Raw genomic sequence first — 1,769 nt, forward strand, 5'->3', positions numbered from 1 at the left:
CGGCAGGGTCAGGGTCGCCCCGATGGCGGACATGCTGGCCATGATCAGCAGGCCGTTGAGCAGCAGGGCGATGACCGAGATGCCGCCGAACAGGAAGCCGTAGGCCAGCACCATGAAGATCAGGATCGCCACGAAGCCGACCGCGGTGGAGATGGTCCCCGCCTTGACCGCATCGGCGCCCAGTTCGGCGCCGACCGTCTGCTGCGCCTCGACCCGCAGCGGCGCCGGCAGCGCGCCGGCGTCGAGCAGCAGGACAAGGTCGTTCACCTCCTGCTGGGTGAAGGTGCCGGTGATCTGGCCCGAGCCCCCGAGGATCGGCGTCTGAATGACCGGCGCCGAGACGATCTTCTCGTCCAGCACGATGGCGAACGGCTTGCCGATGTTCTGGCGGGTGGCGTCGCCGAAGCGGCGGGCGCCCTGGCTGTCGAACCGGAAGCCGACGGCCGGACGGCCGAACTCGTCGAAGGTCGGATAGGCGTCGGTCAGCATCTCGCCGGAGACCAGGGCCCGGCGGCGCACGACCATGGGCGAGCCCTGGTCGTCGATCAGCACCTGCGAGCCCGGCGGCACCCGGCCCGCCGCGGCGGCGGCGGGATCGGCGGCGGTGTCGACCATATGGAAGGAGAGCTTGGCGGTGCGGCCGATCACGTCGCGCAGCCGCTGCGGATCGCTCTCGCCTGGCGCCTGGATGACGATGCGGTTGGCGCCCTGGCGGGTGATCGAGGGCTCGCGGGTGCCCAGTTCGTCGATCCGCCGGCGGATGATCTCGATGGACTGGGTGACGGCCTCGCGGGCCTCGGCCTCCATGGCCTGCTCGTTGAAGGTCAGCCGCAGCCGCTGGTCCGGCTGGGTGGTCACGTTGACGGCGGCCTGCCCCGTCGTTTGCTGGGGGATGCCGACAGTGTCGCGCAGCGCCCGTGCGGCGCGGTCCACCTGGCCCGGATCAGTGATGCGAACGGTGACTTGTCCCTCCACCTGGCCCAGGTCCGTGAACAGGATGCGCTCGTTGCGCAGGGTGGTGCGGACGTCCTCGACGAGGTTGACCAGCCGCTCGCTGCGCAGCGCCGCGGTGTCGACCTCGAGCAGCAGATACACCCCGCCCTGGAGGTCGAGGCCCAGGTTGACGGTCTTCTGCATGAACCCGGGCAGCGAGGCGCGGGTCTGGGCCGGGATCAGGTTGGGGATGGTGAAGAGGATGCCGAAGATGGCGGCCGCCAGGACCGCCAGCACCTTCCACCGGGAGAGCGCCATCATGGGCTGAGGGGCCTCAGACCTTGGCGTCGTTGGCGGCGGCCGGCTCGCCCCGGACGCGAACCTCGGAGATCATCGCCTTCACCACCTTTACGTTGACGCCCTGGGCGATCTCCACGCCGACTTCCTTGTCCTCGACCCGGACGACCTTGCCGATCATGCCGCTGGAGAGCACCACCTGGTCGCCGCGCTTCACATTGGCGATCATCTGCTGGTGGGCCTTCATCCGCTTCTGCTGCGGACGGATCATCAGGAAGTAGAACAGCACGAACAGCGCGATCAGCGGCAGGAACTGCATCAGCAGTCCGGCCGCGCCACCCCCGGCGGCATCCGTGGCGGCTTGGGCGTAGGCAGGGGTAGCGAACATGGCCTCTCCGGGGGGCATCGCCGGGCCGCTCTGGCGCCCGGTCTCGAAAGTCGGCGGAAGCTATGCGCTGAGGGGCGCTTTTGCAATGCACGCCCCCAGTGGGCTAATCAGCGCGGCATGAGCGCCGAGATCGCCCCCCTTCTGGACCGCA

General features: G+C 69.4%; 2 protein-coding genes. Both read right to left on the reverse strand.

What is annotated here, in order from left to right; genetic code table 11:
* Window positions 1–1,254: protein translocase subunit SecD (secD, locus tag VHK87_RS04895; protein ID WP_329633774.1), on the reverse strand; the 1,254-nt coding region annotated here is incomplete at its 3' end.
* A 13-nt stretch (window positions 1,255–1,267) separates the two neighbouring features.
* Window positions 1,268–1,618: a preprotein translocase subunit YajC gene (gene yajC, locus VHK87_RS04900; protein ID WP_414694111.1), complete on the reverse strand. Its 351-nt coding sequence runs from the start codon at window positions 1,616–1,618 to the stop codon at window positions 1,268–1,270.
* Window positions 1,619–1,769 lie beyond the last annotated feature (151 nt).

This window comes from Phenylobacterium sp., from assembly GCF_036263695.1.
In the GTDB taxonomy this organism is placed as follows: domain Bacteria; phylum Pseudomonadota; class Alphaproteobacteria; order Caulobacterales; family Caulobacteraceae; genus Phenylobacterium.

What these genes read in the sequence shown, in the direction of transcription:
- yajC (WP_414694111.1), bottom strand. Translation starts at nt 1,618, where the DNA reads ATGTTCGCTACCCCTGCCTACGCCCAAGCCGCCACGGATGCCGCCGGG.